Raw genomic sequence first — 2,498 nt, forward strand, 5'->3', positions numbered from 1 at the left:
GCCGGAGGAACCCGTCGAGACGCCGGTCCAGCGGCCAGTCGGCGTAGATGTCGTCGGCATAGTCCGAGTGCATGAACTGCCAGGCGAGCGCGTCGACATCGGAGTCCGTCAGCAAGTACAGACCGCTTACCGTAGAAGCCATACGAGTTCCTTTATGTGCAGGGTGGTTTCATCATTGCGGCGGCGACCACCCCGCCCATAGGGCCTGAAGTCACCTGTTGGACCGTCTCAGGCTAGTGGGTCAGGCGGCGTCCGGCACGGGGCGCCGACAAACCGCGACCTCGGCGTGTCCGGTTCGTTGTCAACCGTTTCGCGGCGATGCGCGCGCAGAATTCTTGGCGCAGGGGCTAATTCGGGGCGCCGCCGCGGCCCCCGTCCGCGCGCTCCCGGATGGCGGCCTGCACCGCGGCGTACCGCGACCGCGCCCGCTCGTCGGCGGCCCGCTGCTCTTCGGCCGTGACGACCAGCGCGTCGGGACCCGGGTAGACCGTCGCCTCCTCGCCCGTGGCGAGCCAGCGGACACGGTAGGGCGGCGCCCCGTCCGGCGAGCGCACGGTGGTGATCAACCCGCGCAACTCCGGCTGGCCGACAGTGCCGCGCTTGATGACCAGCCAGTCGCCGACGCGGGCCCTCATCAGCGGCCCGGCCGCTCGGGCCCGACGACGAGCAGCGAGAAATCGCTGTTCCGCAGCGCGGGAGCACCGTCCGGGCCGAGCAGTTGACGCACCTCGGCGGTCCGGGCGGCGCCGACCATGACCAGCTGGACGAACGCGGCATGCTCGGCGAGGTAGTCACGGAAGGGACCGCGCAGCACCGCGGTGTCGACGTGCACGTCGGGGTAGCCGTCCAGGCAGCGCACCAGGTGCGGGTCGAGTATCACGGCCGCGCCGTCGCCGCCCGGGGCGCCACCCGGCGCCGCCTCGGTCACCACCCGCAGCCGGGCGTGCCGGCGCTGGGCCTCGTTGAGCGCGAGCTCGAGAACGTCGACGTCCTCGGGCGATCCGTCCACACAGGCGACGATCCAGCGCCGGTCGGCGGCGGCCGTGCCGTCGCGCTCACCTCTGACGATGGCGACCGAACAGTGGGCGGACTGCGCCACTTCCCTTGCGGTGGAACCCAACCAGCCCTCCGGATGCTGTGCGGCGCCGGTGTCCCCGACGCAGAGCAATCCGGTGGAGCGCGACGCCGCGACGAGTGTGGGCACCGGCTCGCCTTCGAGCACCTCGGTCTCGACTTTCACCGACCTGCCCAGGGCCTCGATGGCGCTGTACGCATCCTGCACGACTTCCTCCGCGGCCGCCAATGCCGCCCTGGCTTCCAGCGGGCCGGCGCCGGGATCCGTCCGGGCGACATAGAGCAGGCGCAGCGGGACGTCGGTCCCGTCCACCTCGTCCACCGCCCACCGCGCCGCGCGAATCGCGGCCTGCGATCCGTCGACACCGACGACCACCGACTTGGGCGGGTATGAGTCGAACATCGTGAAACTCCTCATTGTCAGGGCTTTTGTGGCTTCCGCGCGCCGGCGTTTCAGCTCCGCATTTCCAGCACGTCGCGCAACGGCCGGCGCGGCGTCGGCTCCGGGAGATCTCCGGCGGGCGCGGCGCCGACCCGGATCAACACCTGCGGCACCATCGTCGGGTCGGCGAGGAGCCCCCGCACGATGTCCCGGCCGGCCTGCACCTCGGTGATGTGCGTGACCGTGCACGTCGCCAATCCGGCCATGGTGCACTCCAGCAGCACCGCCGAAAGCGCCTCCCCGGCGGCGAGCCAGTCCGCGCGGGTGTCGCCGTAGCCGGACAGGACCACGATCTTGGCCTCATCCTGGCCGGCCGGCGAATTTCCGGCATTCCCGTCGGCGGGGAAGCGGCGGTTCACGTCGACGTCGCTACCCTGCGCGGCGGAGGGCAACGCGCCCTCGGGTATTCCCTCAGATTCCCGCACCGGCGCTGTCCACCAACGTAATTCGTGGTGGTAGAGGTCGTCGTAGCGGCGCAGGACCTCGGTGAGCCGGGACGCCTCCACCAGGCGGGGCCGCGCCTCGTCGGACAGCACGTCCAGTGTGGCCAGGCCGGGGTCGAACGCGCTGCGCAGCGCGGGCTCGATCGACGCCCAGTCCTTCGGGGCGCCGAACGGGCGCCGGTCGGTCCGGCGACGCGCCATCGCCGCGGCGCGGTCGCGCTGGGCGTCGGTGACGTAGTCGGCCGGGGCGAACCCGATCGAGGCGAGGTGGTCGAGGTTGCTGGGATTGGGGAACCGGTCGACCTCGGTGTGCCAGCCGGCGGCGAGCATCGCGTCGCGGAAGTGATCGAGCACCGCCCCACAGCTGATGATGGACTCGCGGCCCGAGCTGTCGGTCGCGGTCACGATCCGGTGCGGGTCGGCGAACAGGTCGACGACCGCGCCGCCGGCCACCCAGCGCCACGGCTGGCTGTTGTGCAGCGAGGGAGCGCGGCACGCCGACTCCACCGCCCCCTTGACCACCATGGTGTCGACCGTCG

General features: G+C 71.7%; 3 protein-coding genes. All 3 read right to left on the bottom strand.

Annotated elements, in window-relative coordinates; all coding sequences use genetic code 11:
• Positions 1-347: 347 nt before the first annotated feature.
• Positions 348-635 carry a DUF1918 domain-containing protein gene (locus AC2VOR_RS13170; protein ID WP_369739921.1) on the bottom strand — a complete coding sequence of 96 codons (288 nt, stop codon included), beginning with the start codon at positions 633-635 and terminating at the stop codon, positions 348-350.
• Positions 635-1,477 carry a universal stress protein gene (locus AC2VOR_RS13175; RefSeq protein ID WP_369739922.1) on the bottom strand — a complete coding sequence of 281 codons (843 nt, stop codon included), beginning with the start codon at positions 1,475-1,477 and terminating at the stop codon, positions 635-637. The genes AC2VOR_RS13170 and AC2VOR_RS13175 overlap by 1 nt, the downstream gene beginning before the upstream one ends.
• A gap of 50 nt (positions 1,478-1,527) precedes the next feature.
• Positions 1,528-2,498, bottom strand: a 971-nt coding sequence (locus AC2VOR_RS13180) for an Acg family FMN-binding oxidoreductase (RefSeq protein WP_486963921.1), incomplete at its 5' end; no start/stop codon positions are given.

Source organism: Mycobacterium sp. TH-M103, from assembly GCF_057473785.1.

What these genes read in the sequence shown, in the direction of transcription:
- AC2VOR_RS13170 (WP_369739921.1), bottom strand. Translation starts at nt 635, where the DNA reads ATGAGGGCCCGCGTCGGCGACTGGCTGGTCATCAAGCGCGGCACTGTC.
- AC2VOR_RS13175 (WP_369739922.1), bottom strand. Translation starts at nt 1,477, where the DNA reads ATGTTCGACTCATACCCGCCCAAGTCGGTGGTCGTCGGTGTCGACGGA.